Source organism: Bacillus sp. EB106-07-01-XG149 (genome assembly GCF_058791555.1).
In genome coordinates this window covers 648,362-665,969 of sequence record NZ_JBYTDP010000002.1, presented here as the reverse complement: position 1 = coordinate 665,969, position 17,608 = coordinate 648,362, and the positions used below count along the sequence as shown (strand labels likewise).

Here is a 17,608-nt window from a genome sequence, read left to right as displayed (position 1 = left end):
CTTCTCCCTATACTTACTATATAAGTGAGGTGCTTGAAATGGACGGTTTTGATAAAACAATGAAGTTTAGCATTCAAGATGAAAAACAGAGTGTCCATGTAAATGATGTACTTTTAACTGTGTATGATGCACTTCAAGAAAAAGGCTATAATCCGATTAACCAAATCGTCGGTTATTTATTAAGTGGAGACCCAGCATACATACCTCGCCATAAAGATGCACGAAGCATCATTCGCAAGCTTGAACGTGATGAGTTAATTGAAGAGCTTGTGAAGTCGTACTTGAAACATCATCGTGAGGAGTAGTTTATGCGGATATTAGGTTTAGATGTAGGTACAAAAACAGTCGGAGTTGCAATGAGCGACGAAATGGGCTGGACAGCGCAAGGGCTGGAAACAATCAGGATTAACGAAGAACGAGGCTATTTTGGTTTTGACCGTATTTCTGAGTTAGTAAAGCAGTACAATGTGGACAAAATAGTAGTAGGTTTACCTAAAAATATGAATGGTACAATTGGCCCACGTGGTGAAGCGTGCCAGCAATTTGCAGAAAACCTGCGAAATCTGTTACAATTAGAAGTTGTAATGTGGGACGAGCGTTTGTCAACGATGGCAGCGGAACGTCTGCTCATTTCAGCTGATGTAAGCCGTAAGAAGCGAAAACAGGTAATCGATAAGATGGCTGCAGTCGTAATCTTACAAGGATTTTTAGATAGTAAATAAGAGGTGACCAAAATGGAAGAAAATCAAATTACAATTGTAGACGAAAAAGGTAACGAACATTTATGTGAAATTATTTTCACTTTTGATGCTGAAAAATTTGGCAAAAAATCATACGTAGTCTTCTCTCCAATCGGTGAAGTAGACGAAGATGGAGACCCAATTTATGATGCAATGGCTTATGAGCAAAATGAAGAAGAGGGCGGAAGTTTACTTCCAATCGAATCTGAAGAAGAGTGGGAAATGGTACAAGAAATGTTCAACACTCTAGCTGATGAGCAAGAAGCTGAATAATAAGTACTGAAAAGATGGACGACATATAGTCCATCTTTTTTTATATGTAAAATGAAAGATTTTTTGTCGAAACTGTGTAAACCTTTGTAGTATAATGAGACGGATTGTAGAAAAATAAAGTGTCTATCTAAAAAAGATAAATAAATTTATTGTGTTTTTATATCGTGTTGTATAGAAAGATATACATACGGTCTACAATTTAATTAAGGAGGAAGAGTGTTGATAGAGAATCAAGTGAAAAAAAAGCGTAGACGTCTTTTTTTATTTTCAATTATTGCACTGCTTTTAGTTTGTGGGTCAGTCTATGCGTATATTTCATCCGCATTAGGGCCAGTTGATAGCGGGAATAAAAAAGAGATTGAAGTAGAAATTCCAAAAGGATCATCTACTAGTAAAATTGGTGAGATTTTAGAAGAAAAAGGTGCTGTGAAAAACGGTACAGTTTTTAGTTTTTATACAAAGGCTAAATCGAAAAATTTACAAGCGGGTACATATTTATTAAATCCTTCAATGAGTGCCTCAGATGTTATTGAACAAATGTCATCTGGTAATGTACATCGTCCAGCTCTTTATAAAGTGACGATAAAAGAAGGTGCACAAGTAACTGAAATTGCAGAAACGGTTGCAAACGAATTAAAGTGGAATAAAGATGATGTCGTACGTCAATTAAACGATAAAGCATTTATTCAAAAAATGCAGCAAAAGTATCCGAAGTTGTTAACGGATAAAATCTTTGATAGCAATATTAAATATCCATTAGAAGGTTATTTATATCCTGCGACGTACTCTTTCTATAAAAAAGATACGACGTTAGAAGAAATTGTAATTCCAATGCTTGAGAAAACGAATGCAATCATTGTTCAAAACGAGGCAAAAATGAAAGCGAAAAACTGGGATGTTCATCAGCTTTTAACATTGTCTTCACTTATTGAAGAAGAGGCAACAGGCTTTACAGATCGTCAAAAAATCTCTAGTGTCTTTTATAATCGTTTGGAAAAAGGTATGCCCCTGCAAACTGATCCAACGGTATTATATGCACTTGGAAAGCATAAACAACGTGTATTATACGAAGATTTAAAGATAAACTCACCGTACAATACGTATGTTGTGAAAGGATTGCCGGTTGGTCCGATTGCAAACTCTGGTAAACATTCAGTGGAAGCGGCGTTAGAGCCTGCGCAAACAGATTATTATTATTTCTTAGCTGCACCAACTGGTGAAGTGTACTATGCGAAAACATTGGAAGAGCATAATGCATTAAAGCAAAAATATATTACGAAAAAACAGTGAAATGGGGAGGGATAGCGAAAAAGGTCGCACATCCCTCTTTTTTGTGGTAAAATATATCGGGTTAAAAACTGGCAGAAGAATCGTTTTTAATATCAAAACGGGACGTACAAGCTAAGGGTGAAACTGGCTTGTATTTTTATTGCATTCTATGTGTGAAAAGACGTCATAGAGGCACTTCTCCATGTAAATAAGGAGGACCATTATGGAGGATGCAGTTAACGAGTACCTATTATCATTTATTGATCCAAAAGATAAATTAATTCTTGAAATGGAAGATTATGCGAAAGAAAATCATGTGCCGATTATGGATCGACTTGGAATGGAATTTATGTTGCAATTTTTACGTTTAATTGGACCAAAAAGCATTTTAGAGCTTGGTACAGCAATTGGTTATTCTAGTATTCGTATGATGCAAGCTATTCCAAATTCTCACATTGTGACAGTTGAACGCAATCGCGAGCGATATGAAAAAGCACTTGAATATATAGAATGTTCACCAGTTAAAGAGCGTATTTCCGTTATTTACGGTGATGCGTTAGAAACAGGCGAGCAAGTAGAAAAACATGGAACGTTTGACGTTATTTTTATTGATGCAGCAAAAGGACAATATCGTCGCTTTTTTGACTTGTATGAACCGTTATTAAACCCTGGTGGTGTAATTATTTCAGATAATGTTATGTACCATGGCCTTGTAACGACAAAAGAGAAAATTGAAAACAGACGTACACGTGGTTTAATTCGTCGTATTAAGACGTACAATGAATGGCTTATGAACCATGAAGGATATGATACAACGATTTTCCCAATTGGTGATGGAGTAGCTGTTAGTAAAAAGAGAGGGTGACCAAGGTATGAAGAAACCTGAATTGTTAGTAACGCCAAAAGCAGTAGTGGATATCGAACCTCTTGCGAAAGCAGGAGCAGATGCGGTAATGATCGGTGAGCAAAAGTTCGGTTTACGTTTAGCAGGGGAATTTTCACGTGAAGATGTGAAACAAGCTGTGAAGATTGCACATGAAAATGGTGTAAAAGTATACGTAGCAATGAATGCTATGTTCCACAATGATAAAGTAGACGAATTAACAGATTATGTTGCATTTTTAAACGAAGTAAGTGTAGATGCAATTGTTTTCGGAGACCCAGCAGTATTAATGGCGGTCCGAGAAGTAGCGCCAAATATGCAATTGCACTGGAATACAGAAACAACAGCAACAAACTGGTTTACTTGTAACTACTGGGGACAAAGAGGAGCAAAACGAGCTGTATTAGCTCGTGAGCTTAGCTTAGATGAAATTGTTGAATTAAAAGAAAATGCTGAAGTGGAACTTGAAGTACAAATTCACGGTATGACTTGTATGTTCCAATCGAAGCGTTCCTTAGTAGGAAACTACTTTGAGTATCAAGGACGTAATCTTGACATTGAAAAGAAAAAATATGAAGAGAATATGTTCTTATATGACCCAGAGCGTAACAATAAATATCCAATTTATGAAGATGAAAATGGTACTCACATTATGAGTCCAAACGATATTTGTTTCATCGATGAGTTAGAAGAACTAATTGACGCTGAAGTCGCTAGCTTAAAAGTTGATGGTGTACTAAAAAGCTCTGCATACATTATTGAGGTAACGAAGAAATATCGTAAAGCAATTGATTTATGTGTAGAAGATCGTGATGCGTATTATGACGTGAAAGACGATTTATATAAAGAGATAGAAGAAATGCAACCAGTAAATCGTCCGTTAGATACAGGATTCTTCTTTAAAGAGACGGTTTACTAAACGAGGAGGGTGTAGGAAATGACTGTACAAGAAATTTCACGAGTAATCGATGGCAAGCGCGTTATTGTGAAGAAACCTGAACTGTTAATCCCTGCGGGTAACTTAGAAAAATTAAAAGTAGCTATCCATTACGGGGCAGATGCTGTATATTTAGGTGGACAAGAATTTGGTCTTCGTTCGAATGCAGGTAACTTTACACTGGAAGAAATGGCAGAAGGTGTTGAATTTGCAAAGAAATATGGAGCAAAAATATATGTAACAACAAATATCTTTGCACATAATGAAAATATGGACGGGCTAGAGGAATATTTAAAAGGGATTGAAAAAGCTGGCGTAACGGGAATTATCGTTGCTGATCCGCTTATTATTGAGACTTGTAAACGTGTAGCGCCTTCTGTTGAAGTGCATTTAAGTACACAACAATCACTATCCAACTGGAAAGCAGCACAGTATTGGAAAGAAGAAGGTTTACATCGTCTTGTATTAGCTCGTGAAGCAAGCTATGAAGAAATGAAAGAAATTAAAGAAAAAGTGGATATTGAAATTGAAGCATTCGTCCATGGTGCAATGTGTATCGCATATTCAGGCAGATGTACGTTAAGTAACCATATGACAGCACGTGACTCTAACCGTGGTGGTTGTTGTCAATCTTGCCGTTGGGACTATGATTTAGTTCAAACAGTATCACAACATAAAGATGCAAAAGAGCTGCCTCTATTCCAAGAAGAAGATGCTCACTTTGCAATGAGTCCAAAAGACTTAAATTTAATTTTATCAATTCCGAAAATGATTGAAATTGGAATTGATAGCTTAAAAGTTGAAGGACGTATGAAATCAATCCATTACGTAGCGACTGTAGCAACGGTATACCGTAAAGTAATTGATGCTTATTGTGCGGATCCGGATAATTTTGAGTTTAAACAAGAATGGTTAGATGAGCTTGATAAATGTGCAAATCGTGATACAGCTCCCGCATTCTTTGAAGGGGTTCCAGGACATCAAGAGCAAATGTTTGGAAATCATAGTAAGAAAACAACGTATGATTTCGCTGGTTTAGTGTTAGATTATAATGAAGAAACGGGCATTGTAACGATTGAGCAACGTAATCATTTCAAACCAGGACATGAAGTCGAGTTCTTTGGACCAGAAATAGAAAACTTTACGCAGACGGTGGAGAAAATTTGGGATGAGGATGGAAACGAATTAGATGCAGCGAGACATCCGTTGCAAATCGTGAAATTCAAAGTGGATCAACGAGTGTATGTGAATAATATGATGCGCAAAAGCATACTTCAATAAGAAAGAGTGATAGTCGAATGGGGACGAATAAGCCTGTTGTAATTGGAATTGCTGGTGGTTCGGGATCAGGTAAAACGAGTGTAACGAAAGCGATTTTTGACCATTTTAAAGGTCATTCTATTTTAATCTTAGAGCAAGATTATTATTACAAAGATCAAAGCCATTTACCAATGGAAGAGCGTTTAAAAACAAATTATGATCATCCGCTTGCGTTTGATAATGATCTGTTAATTGAACATTTGCAGCAGTTGCTTGCATATGAGCAAATTGATAAGCCTGTATATGACTATACATTGCATACGCGTTCAGAAGAAGTTATTCCAGTTGAGCCGAAAGATGTAATCATTTTAGAAGGGATTCTTATTTTAGAAGACCCACGTCTTTGTGAGTTAATGGACATTAAGCTATTCGTTGATACAGATGCAGATCTTCGTATTTTACGCCGCATGCAGCGTGATATTAAAGAACGCGGTCGTACGATGGATTCAGTTGTTGATCAATACGTAAGTGTTGTACGTCCAATGCACAATCAATTTATTGAGCCTTCTAAGAAATTTGCGGATATTATTATCCCTGAAGGTGGACAAAACCATGTTGCAATTGATATTATGGTGACAAAAATTGCAACAATTCTTGAACAAAAAGTAAATTTGTAATAGCATAGTAAAAGATATACGATAGGAAGGGATTTTTTCCCTTCCTATCGAATACAATGAAACATGCAACCTCATCTATATATAGGTGAGGGCATATTTATATCAACTTTCCATACATATCTTCTTTATATAAAGAAGAATTGGGAATACGGGGTTGTATGTGACAACTCCGCTAGTACAGGCGTGCTAGAAACCTCCGCTATACATATAAGTGGGGGAGTTTTCATATGGAACTCCTCTTTTTTTCGGGGGATTGGTATATAAAAGGAGTGGAAAATATGGCAACAGAAAAAACATACCCTATGACGCAAGAGGGTAAGCAAAAGCTAGAGAACGAACTTGAAGATTTAAAAACGGTAAAACGTAAAGAGGTTGTAGAGCGCATTAAGATTGCACGTAGCTTCGGAGATCTTTCTGAGAACTCTGAGTACGATGCAGCGAAAGATGAGCAAGCATTCGTAGAAGGACGTATTACACAATTAGAAAACATGATTCGTAACGCAGTTATCATCACAGATAACGGCGAAGAATCTACAGTTGTTACATTAGGTAAAACAGTAACATTTAAAGAGTTACCAGGTGGAGATGAAGAATCTTACACAATCGTAGGTAGCGCAGAAGCAGACCCATTTGAAGGAAGAATTTCTAACGATTCTCCAATTGCAAAAAGCTTATTAGGTAAGCAAATTGGTGAGAAGGTAGCAATCCAAACTCCAGGTGGAGAAATGCAAGTAGAGATTATCTCTGTAAAATAATAAAAAATCACTCGTGTAAAAGCGGGTGATTTTTTTTATTTGTATAAAAGATGAAACACTCCGTCCAAACTATAATAGACGAGGTGTTTTTTTATGAAAATAAAACGGAGAATTACAATTGTTTTAATTTGTTTTATATGTGTCATGTTTATTTTACTTTGTCGTTTAGTTCAAATACAAATTATAGATACAGAATCATTTACAAAACGTAAGATAAATTTAATTGAAAAAAGTGTTACACAACGGACGCAATCCATTACCGTAGATGATGGACGAGGCCATTTTATAGATCGGAACGGTAAGGACATAGGTGAGAAAAAGTATCCTGTTTTAATTGTTTTTCCATTTCTACAAATAAAAAATGACATGTTAGAGAAAATTGCGCATATCATTGGTGTGTCGAGACAAGAGATTGAAAGTCAAATGAAAGACAAGAAAAGTGCATTTATCATGCAAAGGGGAAATGGTCCATTTCGCTTGGCACGAGAGCAGATGGAGAAGGTAAATCAATTAAATGTATTAGGTATTGTAGCAGCTGAAGTTCGTTTACGGCAAACTGGCACGATGAATCATTTAATTGGTGATGTAGGGGAGAATGAACGAGAATTTCAAAAACGATACGGAGAAGTAAGAAAAATTTCAAGGCAAACGCCAATTGGCATTTCAGGATTGCAGCAATCATTTGATGAATTTCTTTTGACCGATGGAGAGGCAAAAGTATTGTATCAAGTGGACCGACAAGGAGAACCGATTTTTGGAAAACAAGCGAAATATACTGCGCCTGGAAATCCGTTTTATCCAGTGACGATTCAAACGACTTTACATAACAGGTTACAGCAAAAAGCAGAAGAAGTGGTTGAAGCAAGCGAAATAAAGAAGGGGGGATTAGTATTACTTGATGTAAAGAAGAATGAAATTTTAGCGATGGTCAGTAAACCATCTGTGCAGGTGAAGGATGAGCGTTTATATACAACTACACTTGAAAATCAAATGTTGACACCACATTTTCCCGGTTCTATTTTTAAAACAATAGTTGCAGCGGCAGTGATCGATCAAAATGAAAATGTGTTTAATCGTACATTTAATTGTAATCAAGATTTATATGGTGAAGACCATCCACAAGTTATGATGGGTGCACTTAGTTTTAAAGAGAGCTTTGCTAGAAGCTGTAATAGGACATTTTCAGAGTTAGGTAATGAGCTAATACAAAAGGATAAGATGGTGTTAGAAACTTACGTAGCAGCGTTAGGAGCCGCTGGTAAGGTTGGATGGAAAGGTTCTGTATTTCATACAACTCATTTTGAGCAAATGCCAGAGGAGAAGAGGGTTACGATTTGGGGTAGTGAAGGAAATAAGAATAGTAAAAAGGCGGTAGCGCAAACAGCAATTGGACAGAAAGATGTCCGCATGTCACCTCTAGCGATTGCAAATATAATGGCGACGATTGCTAGGGATGGAGAAAAGATGGAAGTGAAAGCTGTTGAAAAGATAATGTATAAAAATGGAACGGACTTTTATACATTTGAAGACCATACAATAGGCGGGAAACAGCTTTCGTATGAAACAGTGAAAACATTACAAGAGTTATTAAGGGGCGTTGTAACAACGGAGAAAGGAACAGGAGCAGCATTCAGGTCGTTACCACTAAGTGTCGCCGGAAAATCTGGGACAGCACAAACAGGAAAAGGGACGAAAGTGAATCGTTGGTTTGCAGGTTATTTTCCATATGAAAATCCAAGATATGCTTTAGTTGTCGTGGATATAGAAACGAATAGTAATGTAAATGAAGTTACACCTATTTTCAAAGCTATCGTAGAATCAATCTATCGATTAGAGAATGAAAAGTAATCTTGCAATTCATATTGAAATGTTTTCATTTCGTGAAAATATTATTGTAAATGTTCAACCTTTCTAGATTTAATGTTACAATAGCAAGTATGAAAAACTGCATGGAGGTTTGAAGAATGGCAGGAGGATCTAGATTCCAACAGAAACAACAAAAACGTCGTCAAAACGGTGTTTTAAATATTGCAATTGCAATTGTATTAATATTAGTAGCTATTGTATCATATCAATTGTTTGTTCCTGAAAGAAAAGAGCAAGCGTCTTCTAGTGATAAAAAAGTAGCTCAGCAAACAACGAAAGAGAATAAAGCTGAGAAAGCTAAAGGCAAAGAAGAGACGAAGAAGAACGAGCAAGATAAGACAGAGGCTAAGAAGCAGGAAGAAGAAGAGAAGCAAAAGGCTGAGGAAGAACAGAAAAAAGCTGAAGAAGAAGCGAAAGCTAACGAGAAAGCACCAGCTGAAAAAACACAGTCACAGGCAACAGATGCTTATACGAAATCTTCTTGGAAGCCAGTAGGTACAGAGCAAGGTGCAACACCTGCGATGACGTTTAAAAAAGGTACAGCAGATTGGAATGAGATGAATCAAGCGATTTCAGCTGCAATTGACGTTCCAGTAAATCAATTAGTTATCCATAGAATTGGAAATAACGGTAAGAATAAAGCTTATGGTAACGTACAAGATAAACAATCAGGTAAAAAATATTATGTGAATATTGATTGGGTAGAAAATGAGGGCTGGAAACCAGTACTTGTTCAAACTCTAAACTAAAAAAGAGAGGCTCCTTAGGAGCTTCTCTTTTTTAGTTAGCGTAATTTCTTTAATTTAAAATGAACAACCGCGCTATAATATGGTCTTTTGCTTTCGGGATCCATAACCATTTGATGCGAGATGTGATGAACTTCAAGCATAAGTGCTTTATTATTATCGATTTGTTCGCTAATTTTTCGTTCCAAAGAAGCTAAGTCTCCTGCTTCGAAAAACTCTACTTTATCTTCTAACATTTCAAAGGTAAATGACACGAAGACGACCCCTCTCCTATGTAATCAACTATAGTGTAACAAAGAAAAGAATGAAATACCATGTACATTTCAATTGACATTTTTAGCAAGAGGGCATATCATACTGATAAAACCGATAAGAAAAAGGGGAATTTTTATGGGGACAGAATTTAATGGTTTATTTGATGAGTGGGCTCATACGTACGACTCATTCGTACAAGGCGAAGATATACAATATAAAGAAGTTTTCGCTCGTTATGAGGATATTCTAGAGGATGTAGTTAACAAGTCATTTGGTAATGTATTAGAATTTGGTGTTGGTACTGGAAATTTAACAAATAAATTATTACTGGCTGGCCACACAGTTTACGGTATAGAACCGTCACGTGAAATGCGCATGATTGCAAAAGAGAAATTGCCGCAAGAGTTTTCGATTACAGAAGGTGATTTTCTTTCGTTTGAAGTTCCAAATTCAATTGATACCATTGTAAGCACCTATGCATTTCATCATTTAACAGATGATGAAAAAAATGTAGCGATTGCGAACTATAGTCAATTGCTAAACAAAGGTGGTAAAATAGTGTTTGCTGATACGATATTTGCAGATCAAGATGCATATGATAAAACTGTTGAAACAGCAAAACAAAGAGGTTTCCATCAGTTAGCAAACGATTTGCAAACGGAATATTATACACGTATTCCAGTCATGCAGTCTATTTTTGAAAACAATGGCTTCCATGTAACGTTTACGAGACTAAATCATTTCGTTTGGGTAATGGAGGCAACTAAGCAATAGAAAGAGGGATTAGATTGAGAATTGCTGTAATTGGAGCAATGGAAGAAGAAGTACGTATTTTACGTGACAAATTAGAACAAGCAGAAACAGAAACGGTTGCGGGTTGTGAATTTACGAAAGGACAATTAGCAGGACATGAAGTAATCTTGTTAAAGTCTGGTATTGGTAAAGTAAATGCAGCGATGTCAACGACAATTTTATTAGAAAGATATAAGCCTGAAAAAGTAATTAATACTGGTTCAGCTGGTGGCTTCCATCATTCTCTAAACGTTGGAGATGTAGTTATTTCAACAGAAGTTCGTCATCATGACGTAGATGTAACAGCATTTAACTATGAGTATGGTCAAGTACCAGGAATGCCTCCTGGATTCAAGGCTGATGAAGCATTAGTTGCATTAGCTGAGAAATGTATGCAGGCAGAAGAAAATATTCAAGTTGTAAAAGGTATGATTGCAACAGGTGATTCATTTATGAGTGATCCGAACCGCGTTGCAGCAATTCGTGATAAATTTGAAGACCTTTATGCAGTAGAAATGGAAGCAGCAGCTGTTGCACAAGTATGCCACCAATATGAAGTTCCGTTTGTTATTATTCGTGCACTTTCTGATATTGCTGGTAAAGAATCAAATGTTTCATTTGATCAATTTTTAGATCAAGCAGCTCTTCATTCTACAAACTTTATCGTAAAAGTACTAGAAGAGTTAAAGTAATGTAACAAAAAGGCAACTGTCTCATATAAAGAAAATACATACAGTTGCCTTTTCTTTATTGGCAAATAAGGGGGAGAACACGATGAATGTATATCGTGGAGTTCATGAGTTGATTGGTCATACACCAATTGTAGAAATTACTCGTTTTTCACTTCCAGAAGGGGTCCGTTTATTTGCAAAGCTTGAATTTTATAACCCAGGTGGAAGCGTTAAGGACCGTTTAGGAAGAGAATTAATCGAAGATGCGCTAGAAAAAGGGCTTGTTACCCAGGGTGGAACAATTATTGAACCAACTGCTGGAAATACTGGTATTGGACTGGCACTTGCAGCGTTACAACATGATTTACGCGTTATTGTTTGTGTACCAGAGAAATTTAGTATTGAAAAACAAGAATTAATGAAAGCACTAGGCGCAACGGTCGTGCATACACCGACTGAGCAAGGAATGACCGGCGCAATTGCAAAAGCAAAAGAATTAGTAAATGAAATACCGAATTCATACTCTCCAAGTCAGTTTGCGAATGAAGCAAACCCGCGTGCTTATTTCAAAACACTAGGTCCTGAACTTTGGGATGCACTGAACGGAGAGATTAACATATTTGTTGCAGGAGCAGGAACTGGTGGTACATTCATGGGGACTGCATCTTATTTGAAAGAAAAAAATGTAGATATAAAAACGGTTATTGTGGAACCAGAAGGATCCATTTTAAATGGTGGTAAAGCTGGTTCGCATGAAACAGAAGGGATCGGCCTTGAATTCATCCCGCCATTTTTGAAAACATCTTATTTTGATGAAATTCATACAATTTCTGATCGAAATGCATTTTTACGAGTAAAGGAATTAGCGCAAAAAGAAGGACTGCTTGTTGGGAGCTCTTCAGGAGCAGCATTTCATGCAAGTTTACTTGAAGCAGAGCAAGCGGCACCAGGTACAAATATTGTAACGATTTTTCCTGATAGTAGTGAACGTTATTTAAGTAAAGACATATACAAAGGATGGGAATAAAAAATGAGAGCAAAGACAAAGTTAATTCATGGTATTCGCATAGGAGAACCTTCAACTGGATCTGTAAATGTACCGATTTATCAAACAAGTACGTACAAACAAGAAGCAGTTGGTAAGCATCAAGGATATGAATATTCACGTACAGGCAACCCAACACGTGCAGCTTTAGAAGAAATGATTGCAGTATTAGAAAACGGTCATGCTGGTTTTGCATTTGGTTCAGGAATGGCTGCTATTACAGCTACAATTATGTTGTTCTCAAAAGGTGACCACGTTATTTTAACAGATGATGTGTATGGTGGAACGTACCGCGTTATCACGAAAGTATTAAATCGCTTCGGTATTGAGCATACATTTGTAGATACAACCAACTTAGAGGAAGTTGTAGAAGCAATTCGTCCGAATACGAAAGCGATTTATGTGGAAACACCAACGAACCCATTACTGAAAATTACTGATATTAAGAAAATATCTACTCTTGCTAAAGAGAAAGATTTATTAACAATTATCGATAACACATTCATGACGCCATATTGGCAGTCGCCGATTACTTTAGGAGCAGACATTGTACTTCATAGTGCAACGAAATATTTAGGAGGTCATAGTGACGTAGTTGCAGGCCTAGTAGTTGTAAATAGCCCGCAATTAGCAGAAGACCTTCACTTTGTACAAAACTCAACAGGAGGCATTCTTGGCCCACAAGATAGCTTCTTACTACTTCGTGGTTTAAAAACATTAGGAATTCGAATGGAAGAGCATGAAACGAATTCACGCGCAATTGCCGAGTTTTTAAATAACCATCCAAAAGTAAATAAAGTATATTACCCAGGTCTTGAGTCACATCAAAACCATGAACTTGCAACAGAACAAGCAAATGGATTTGGTGCTATTATCTCATTTGATGTAGATAGCGAAGAAACATTAAATAAAGTACTTGAGAAATTACAATACTTTACACTTGCTGAAAGTTTAGGAGCAGTAGAAAGTTTAATTTCTATTCCATCTCAAATGACACATGCATCAATCCCAGCAGATCGTCGTAAAGAGCTAGGAATTACAGATACATTAATTCGAATTTCTGTCGGTATTGAAGATGGTGAAGATTTAATTGAAGATTTAGCACAAGCACTAGCATAATAAAAATGCACTGCTCATATAGGCAGTGCATTTTTATTACATCATTTTGTGAAACGTTTCACAAAATAGACATACACAAATGAAATTATTTCATGTATATTAAATTCATGAAATGTTACTCACGAACAATCTTGTGAAATATTTCACAAACAATGAGGTTCATGTAGGAAAGCAACTCTATTTTTTTTGCGCTAATCGGGACTTATTATGACCTATAGGGTCTTATTTAGTCCACGATAGCAGAATAGGAGGAATTTACATGGTAGTCAAAGAGAAAGTTGTAAATGAAATGCAGGAAGTAAAAGAGATGATTAATACGTTAGTGAATAACGGTCGAAAGGCTTTACAAGCATTAGAAAGTTTTACACAAGAGCAAATTGACAACATTGTTCACGAAATGGCATTAGCAGGTGTGGATCAACATATGCAACTTGCAAAGTTGGCTGTTGAAGAAACAGGTCGTGGTGTATATGAAGATAAATGTATTAAAAATATTTTTGCTACTGAATATATTTGGCATAGCATAAAAAAAGATAAAACAGTAGGGATTATCCACGAAGATCCTCATGAAGAAATAATAGAAATTGCTGAACCTGTCGGTGTAGTAGCTGGGGTAACGCCAGTAACGAATCCAACGTCGACAACAATGTTTAAAGCATTGATCGCGATAAAAACGAGAAATCCAATTATTTTCGCATTTCATCCTTCAGCACAAAACTGTTCCATTGCAGCAGCGAAAACAGTATATGACGCTGCGGTGAAGGCCGGGGCACCAAAACATTGTATTCAGTGGATTGAAAGACCTTCTGTCGAAGCAACGAAACAATTAATGAACCATGAAGGGGTTGCACTTGTTTTGGCCACTGGAGGAGCAGGTATGGTGAAATCAGCTTATTCTACTGGAAAACCAGCGCTAGGTGTAGGTCCTGGTAATGTACCATGCTATATAGAGAAATCAGCGCATATAAAACGAGCTGTTAATGATTTAATTTTATCAAAAACATTTGATAACGGTATGATTTGTGCATCAGAACAAGCAATCATTGTAGATAAGGAAATTTATGATGATGTGAAAAAAGAAATGATTGCAAACAATTGTTACTTTGTAACAGAAGAAGAGAGAAGAAAATTAGAAAAGCTTGTTATTAATGAAAATACATGTGCAGTAAATAGTGATATTGTAGGGAAATCAGCACAGTACATTGCCGCATTAGTTGGAATTACTGTGTCTGAAAATACAAAAATGCTTGTAGCTGAAATACAAGGTATCGGAGCAGCATATCCACTATCTCGTGAGAAACTGAGTCCAGTATTAGCTTGTGTAAAAGCAAATTCACTAGAAGAGGGACTTACATATTGCGAAGACATGTTAGACCTCGGTGGTTTAGGACATTCAGCAGTCATTCATTCTACAAATAAAGAAGTACAAAAACAATTTGGATTACGTATGAAAGCTTGCCGTCTTATTGTAAACGCCCCTTCATCACAAGGTGGAATCGGTGACATATATAATGGATTTATTCCATCACTTACGCTTGGTTGCGGCTCGTATGGGAAAAACTCAGTTTCTCAAAACGTAACAGCGACGCATTTATTAAATATAAAAAGGTTGGCAAATAGAAAAAAGAATATGCAGTGGTTCAAATTACCACCAAAAATTTATTTTGAAAAACATGCGACAGCATATTTAGCAAATATGCCTAACATTTCACACGCATTTATTGTAACGGATCCAGGAATGGTTGAGCACGGATATGTAGATACGGTTACGCATTATTTACGTAAACATGCAAATGATGTAAAAGTCGAAGTTTTCTTTGAGGTCGAGCCAGATCCATCAGATGAAACTGTGTTTAAAGGTGCGGAAATGATGAGAAGTTTTAAGCCAGATGTAATTATCGCACTTGGTGGTGGTTCAGCTATGGATGCAGCGAAAGGGATGTGGCTTTTCTATGAGCACCCAGAAACAACATTCTATGGAATTAAACAGAAGTTTTTAGATATAAGAAAACGTACATGTAAATATCCGGAATTAGGAAGTAAGGCGCAGTTTGTTGCCATTCCAACAACATCAGGAACAGGATCAGAAGTGACACCATTTGCGGTTATTACAGATAAGAAAAATAATATAAAGTATCCGCTCGCGGATTATGAATTAACACCAGATGTAGCAATTGTTGATCCACAGTTTGTAATGACAGTACCACCACATGTAACAGCAGACACTGGGATGGACGTATTAACGCATGCAATCGAGGCGTATGTGTCTGTTCTAGCAAATGACTATACAGATGGATTAGCATTAAAGGCCATTGATCTCGTATTTAAATATTTACCAAGAGCATTTAAAGATGGAAATGACGAAGAAGCACGAGAAAAAATGCATAATGCTTCTGCAATCGCAGGGATGGCATTTGCAAATGCTTTCCTAGGCATTAATCACAGCTTAGCACATAAAATTGGACCAGAATTTCACATTCCGCATGGGCGTGCGAATGCAATTCTTATGCCGCACGTAGTTCGCTATAATGCTATTAAGCCAAGAAAACACGCATTGTTCCCAAAATATGAGCACTTTGTAGCTGATGAACGCTATGCACATATCGCGAGAATGCTCGGGCTTCCAGCAGGCTCAACAGCAGAAGGTGTGGAATCACTCGTCCAAGCAATTATTGAGCTTGGAAAAAGCTTAAATATAAATATGAGTATTGCAGGACAAGGAGTTGCTAAAGACCAATTTGAAGAGGTTGTTGGATTATTAGCAGAAAGAGCTTTTGAAGATCAATGTACAACAGCTAATCCAAAATTACCTCTCATTTCAGAGCTGAAAGAAATTTATATGGAAGCATATAAAGGTGAGTAATGGTTATGAAAGGGTCGCAATAAAGCGGCTCTTTTTCTTTTGGAAAACATCTCCCAGAATGGCTGTATTTACTGGTCTTTAAGTTTAATAGAATATGATACAGTGAAATGGAGGAGTGAGAATATAATGAAAGAATTACAAGGGAAAATAGAAGATTATACTCGGTTCGGACAAATCCTTCTCGCTGTAAGTACATTGTTAATGGTTGGCTTATTGATTCCGAATGGAGCAAAAGAAACAATACAATCTTTTGTTATGATGGGGAGCACCATTATATTTTTAAGTTTATCATTCTTTTTCTTTCAGCGTGTGAAAGTGATGCGAGATCAGTTAGAGGGAAATGAATGTGAGTAATATTATGAAATAGAGCACTACGAAAAGAACGAATCTTTTTGTAGTGCTTTTTGTTTTTGAAAAAAATGTATGTGGTTTATATTGACAATGATAATCCTTATCAATTAAAGTAGAATAGTAGTTAATGATTATCATTATCAGTTAGAGGTGAAAGAATGAAAAAATCTATTACGCTATTCACAGCGATTTTATCTATTTTTTTCTTGTTAATAGGTTGCAATGCAAAGGGAGACGAAAAAGCATCTGCAACAAAAACAGAAAAAGGAAAAGAGAAAATCGAAGTTACCGACCTGTCAGGAAGAAAGGTAACATTCGATAAAGTGCCAGAGAGTTTTGCAACATTAAGTATGGGAGACATGAATATTATTCATGCTTTAGGCGGAAAAATAGTAGGTCGTCCGGATGCAAAAATAACTCTTCCAGAGGATTTAAAGAAAGTACAAGTAATCGGGAATGCACATCAACCGAATTTTGAGCAAATTGCTAGTTTAAAACCGGATGTACTTATTGCTAACAATGGGTTTCAAAAGAATGTTCCAACGGTTGAAGGACAAGGAACGAAAGTAATGATTTCTTCTGCGAATTCTGTACAAGATATTCAAAAGAATATTGAACTATATGGAACGATAATGAAGAAAGAAGATAAAGCAAAAGAACTTAACCAAAAAATCAATGATCAAATGAAGACATATGAGAAAAAAAGCGATGTGAAAGCATTGCTAGTGTATGGAGCACCAGGTACTTATTTAGCAGCATTACCAACATCTTTATCAGGCGATATTTTAGAAAAAACAGGCGGGAAAAATATTGCAGCTGATTTTCCGGAAATGAAGGAATATCCGCAATATGCGCAGCTAAGTGTAGAACGTATTATTGAGGCAAATCCAGATGTGATTTATTTAATTACACATGGAGATCCAAATAGCGTTAAAAAAGCATTTGAAGGCGAAATGATGAAAAATGCAGCGTGGAAAAATTTAGATGCAGTAAAACAAAATCGTGTAGTTATTTTGCCACCAGACTTATTTGGATCAAATCCTGGAACAAAAGTTACAGAAGCAATGGACTTTATGTATAAAAGTATACAAGATGTAAGGAAATGA

General features: G+C 36.5%; 19 protein-coding genes. 18 read left to right on the top strand and 1 reads right to left on the bottom strand.

Going from position 1 to position 17,608, the window contains the following annotated elements; genetic code table 11:
- The first annotated feature begins 38 nt into the window (after nucleotides 1-38).
- The 11 genes from AC3WTA_RS09585 to AC3WTA_RS09535 all read left to right on the top strand — a co-directional run bounded on the left by AC3WTA_RS09585 (nucleotide 39) and on the right by AC3WTA_RS09535 (nucleotide 9,409).
- Nucleotides 39-305, top strand: a complete 267-nt coding sequence (locus AC3WTA_RS09585; RefSeq protein WP_000348590.1) for an IreB family regulatory phosphoprotein — start codon at nucleotides 39-41, stop codon at nucleotides 303-305.
- Nucleotides 306-308: 3 nt separating this feature from the next.
- Complete coding sequence (gene ruvX / locus AC3WTA_RS09580) at nucleotides 309-722, top strand: Holliday junction resolvase RuvX (RefSeq protein ID WP_001221205.1); 414 nt, start codon at nucleotides 309-311, stop codon at nucleotides 720-722.
- Nucleotides 723-734: 12 nt separating this feature from the next.
- A complete protein-coding gene (locus AC3WTA_RS09575) occupies nucleotides 735-1,013 on the top strand; it encodes a DUF1292 domain-containing protein (protein ID WP_000392245.1) in 279 nt (92 codons plus the stop codon).
- A 219-nt stretch (nucleotides 1,014-1,232) separates the two neighbouring features.
- Nucleotides 1,233-2,303 (top strand): endolytic transglycosylase MltG, encoded by a 1,071-nt coding sequence (mltG, locus tag AC3WTA_RS09570; RefSeq protein ID WP_097860387.1) that lies wholly within the window; start codon nucleotides 1,233-1,235, stop codon nucleotides 2,301-2,303.
- Between the two features lie 202 nt (nucleotides 2,304-2,505).
- Nucleotides 2,506-3,147 (top strand): O-methyltransferase, encoded by a 642-nt coding sequence (locus tag AC3WTA_RS09565; protein WP_000389088.1) that lies wholly within the window; start codon nucleotides 2,506-2,508, stop codon nucleotides 3,145-3,147.
- 7 nt (nucleotides 3,148-3,154) lie between these two features.
- On the top strand, nucleotides 3,155-4,084 hold the full coding sequence (locus AC3WTA_RS09560) for a peptidase U32 family protein (protein WP_000742789.1): 930 nt from the start codon (nucleotides 3,155-3,157) through the stop codon (nucleotides 4,082-4,084).
- An 18-nt stretch (nucleotides 4,085-4,102) separates the two neighbouring features.
- Nucleotides 4,103-5,383 (top strand): peptidase U32 family protein, encoded by a 1,281-nt coding sequence (locus tag AC3WTA_RS09555; protein ID WP_000217970.1) that lies wholly within the window; start codon nucleotides 4,103-4,105, stop codon nucleotides 5,381-5,383.
- A gap of 17 nt (nucleotides 5,384-5,400) precedes the next feature.
- A complete protein-coding gene (udk, locus tag AC3WTA_RS09550) occupies nucleotides 5,401-6,039 on the top strand; it encodes a uridine kinase (protein WP_000537083.1) in 639 nt (212 codons plus the stop codon).
- A 278-nt stretch (nucleotides 6,040-6,317) separates the two neighbouring features.
- The gene (gene greA / locus AC3WTA_RS09545) at nucleotides 6,318-6,794 is read left to right on the top strand and encodes a transcription elongation factor GreA (RefSeq protein WP_000179964.1); all 477 of its coding nucleotides are present in this window, start codon (nucleotides 6,318-6,320) and stop codon (nucleotides 6,792-6,794) included.
- Nucleotides 6,795-6,887: 93 nt separating this feature from the next.
- The gene (locus AC3WTA_RS09540) at nucleotides 6,888-8,642 is read left to right on the top strand and encodes a peptidoglycan D,D-transpeptidase FtsI family protein (protein ID WP_000695138.1); all 1,755 of its coding nucleotides are present in this window, start codon (nucleotides 6,888-6,890) and stop codon (nucleotides 8,640-8,642) included.
- A gap of 116 nt (nucleotides 8,643-8,758) precedes the next feature.
- Nucleotides 8,759-9,409 carry a YrrS family protein gene (locus AC3WTA_RS09535; RefSeq protein ID WP_000897090.1) on the top strand — a complete coding sequence of 217 codons (651 nt, stop codon included), beginning with the start codon at nucleotides 8,759-8,761 and terminating at the stop codon, nucleotides 9,407-9,409.
- 35 nt (nucleotides 9,410-9,444) lie between these two features.
- On the opposite strand, the gene AC3WTA_RS09530 is transcribed toward AC3WTA_RS09535, so the two are convergent.
- Entirely contained in the window at nucleotides 9,445-9,660 is a 216-nt protein-coding gene (locus tag AC3WTA_RS09530) for a YrzA family protein (RefSeq protein ID WP_000010984.1), read from the bottom strand.
- A 136-nt stretch (nucleotides 9,661-9,796) separates the two neighbouring features.
- Here AC3WTA_RS09530 and AC3WTA_RS09525 point away from each other — a divergent pair, with 136 nt between their 5' ends.
- The 7 genes from AC3WTA_RS09525 (at nucleotide 9,797) to AC3WTA_RS09495 (ending at nucleotide 17,608) form a co-directional block, all read left to right on the top strand.
- The gene (locus AC3WTA_RS09525) at nucleotides 9,797-10,435 is read left to right on the top strand and encodes a class I SAM-dependent DNA methyltransferase (RefSeq protein ID WP_000536332.1); all 639 of its coding nucleotides are present in this window, start codon (nucleotides 9,797-9,799) and stop codon (nucleotides 10,433-10,435) included.
- A gap of 14 nt (nucleotides 10,436-10,449) precedes the next feature.
- On the top strand, nucleotides 10,450-11,145 hold the full coding sequence (mtnN, locus tag AC3WTA_RS09520; protein ID WP_001217038.1) for a 5'-methylthioadenosine/S-adenosylhomocysteine nucleosidase: 696 nt from the start codon (nucleotides 10,450-10,452) through the stop codon (nucleotides 11,143-11,145).
- 82 nt (nucleotides 11,146-11,227) lie between these two features.
- Nucleotides 11,228-12,151 (top strand): O-acetylserine dependent cystathionine beta-synthase, encoded by a 924-nt coding sequence (locus AC3WTA_RS09515; RefSeq protein ID WP_001103870.1) that lies wholly within the window; start codon nucleotides 11,228-11,230, stop codon nucleotides 12,149-12,151.
- 3 nt (nucleotides 12,152-12,154) lie between these two features.
- Nucleotides 12,155-13,288: a bifunctional cystathionine gamma-lyase/homocysteine desulfhydrase gene (locus AC3WTA_RS09510; RefSeq protein WP_001201925.1), complete on the top strand. Its 1,134-nt coding sequence runs from the start codon at nucleotides 12,155-12,157 to the stop codon at nucleotides 13,286-13,288.
- Between the two features lie 259 nt (nucleotides 13,289-13,547).
- A complete protein-coding gene (adhE, locus tag AC3WTA_RS09505) occupies nucleotides 13,548-16,151 on the top strand; it encodes a bifunctional acetaldehyde-CoA/alcohol dehydrogenase (protein ID WP_000260492.1) in 2,604 nt (867 codons plus the stop codon).
- Nucleotides 16,152-16,277: 126 nt separating this feature from the next.
- Nucleotides 16,278-16,505 carry a YrhC family protein gene (locus AC3WTA_RS09500; protein ID WP_000661459.1) on the top strand — a complete coding sequence of 76 codons (228 nt, stop codon included), beginning with the start codon at nucleotides 16,278-16,280 and terminating at the stop codon, nucleotides 16,503-16,505.
- A 155-nt stretch (nucleotides 16,506-16,660) separates the two neighbouring features.
- Complete coding sequence (locus AC3WTA_RS09495; protein WP_000748444.1) at nucleotides 16,661-17,608, top strand: ABC transporter substrate-binding protein; 948 nt, start codon at nucleotides 16,661-16,663, stop codon at nucleotides 17,606-17,608.

Bases quoted from the DNA above. Each gene is read 5' to 3' on its own strand.
- AC3WTA_RS09495 (WP_000748444.1), top strand. From the start codon at position 16,661: ATGAAAAAATCTATTACGCTATTCACAGCGATTTTATCTATTTTTTTC.
- ruvX (WP_001221205.1), top strand. From the start codon at position 309: ATGCGGATATTAGGTTTAGATGTAGGTACAAAAACAGTCGGAGTTGCA.
- AC3WTA_RS09525 (WP_000536332.1), top strand. From the start codon at position 9,797: ATGGGGACAGAATTTAATGGTTTATTTGATGAGTGGGCTCATACGTAC.
- AC3WTA_RS09585 (WP_000348590.1), top strand. From the start codon at position 39: ATGGACGGTTTTGATAAAACAATGAAGTTTAGCATTCAAGATGAAAAA.
- greA (WP_000179964.1), top strand. From the start codon at position 6,318: ATGGCAACAGAAAAAACATACCCTATGACGCAAGAGGGTAAGCAAAAG.
- AC3WTA_RS09565 (WP_000389088.1), top strand. From the start codon at position 2,506: ATGGAGGATGCAGTTAACGAGTACCTATTATCATTTATTGATCCAAAA.
- AC3WTA_RS09535 (WP_000897090.1), top strand. From the start codon at position 8,759: ATGGCAGGAGGATCTAGATTCCAACAGAAACAACAAAAACGTCGTCAA.
- AC3WTA_RS09500 (WP_000661459.1), top strand. From the start codon at position 16,278: ATGAAAGAATTACAAGGGAAAATAGAAGATTATACTCGGTTCGGACAA.
- AC3WTA_RS09510 (WP_001201925.1), top strand. From the start codon at position 12,155: ATGAGAGCAAAGACAAAGTTAATTCATGGTATTCGCATAGGAGAACCT.
- AC3WTA_RS09515 (WP_001103870.1), top strand. From the start codon at position 11,228: ATGAATGTATATCGTGGAGTTCATGAGTTGATTGGTCATACACCAATT.
- AC3WTA_RS09575 (WP_000392245.1), top strand. From the start codon at position 735: ATGGAAGAAAATCAAATTACAATTGTAGACGAAAAAGGTAACGAACAT.
- adhE (WP_000260492.1), top strand. From the start codon at position 13,548: ATGGTAGTCAAAGAGAAAGTTGTAAATGAAATGCAGGAAGTAAAAGAG.
- AC3WTA_RS09555 (WP_000217970.1), top strand. From the start codon at position 4,103: ATGACTGTACAAGAAATTTCACGAGTAATCGATGGCAAGCGCGTTATT.
- AC3WTA_RS09540 (WP_000695138.1), top strand. From the start codon at position 6,888: ATGAAAATAAAACGGAGAATTACAATTGTTTTAATTTGTTTTATATGT.
- AC3WTA_RS09560 (WP_000742789.1), top strand. From the start codon at position 3,155: ATGAAGAAACCTGAATTGTTAGTAACGCCAAAAGCAGTAGTGGATATC.
- udk (WP_000537083.1), top strand. From the start codon at position 5,401: ATGGGGACGAATAAGCCTGTTGTAATTGGAATTGCTGGTGGTTCGGGA.